The organism is Stenotrophomonas sp. CASM106 (genome assembly GCF_049384825.1).
In the GTDB taxonomy this organism is placed as follows: domain Bacteria; phylum Pseudomonadota; class Gammaproteobacteria; order Xanthomonadales; family Xanthomonadaceae; genus Stenotrophomonas; species Stenotrophomonas muris.
This window is the reverse complement of sequence record NZ_JBMRFS010000034.1, coordinates 1-505: the sequence shown is the minus strand read 5'-3', so window position 1 is coordinate 505 and position 505 is coordinate 1. Positions and strand designations below refer to the sequence as shown.

Below are 505 nucleotides of genomic sequence, written 5' to 3'. Positions count from 1 at the left end.
CAGACAATACTCGTACTGCTGGCTGCAGAATTCACAGGGGCCTGCGGCGAAGGCCAGCCCGGTCACGGCCATGCCAAGGAACATCACGGTCTTCAAGGTCGTCTTGATCATCACGTCAGTCCTTTGTGTGCCCGTCAATGGGCCCGGCCACCATAGCAGTCCTTATGGCGCGCCCCTGATGCGCTGCGACACGTTGAGCTAAACGCTGGATTGCCTTCAAGGCATCGACCACCTGTGCTTCAGAGAAGCCACAATGCCCTTCGCCCACCGGCGGCAGCACGCGCGGCAATGGTCGCGCGCCGGCCTGTGCGGCCAACTGCGGATACACCGCCTGCATGTGCGGCACGATGGTGGGATCGTTGTTGTTGAACTGGACCACCAGCGGTCGCTTCAACGCGCCGCTCAGTGCCAGCTTCGCGCGGACATCGGCCTGTGCCGCAGGCACGGGAGCGATGCGCTGCACGCCGGCATTGAACGCGGCGTCGTCACCGAATCCGCTGTACAC

The 505-nt window shown here is 63.4% G+C and carries 1 pseudogene; it reads right to left on the bottom strand.

The annotated features are described in order from the left end of the window. Positions 1–115: 115 nt before the first annotated feature. Positions 116–505, bottom strand: a pseudogene (locus VG556_RS22370) (hypothetical protein); the annotation flags it as partial.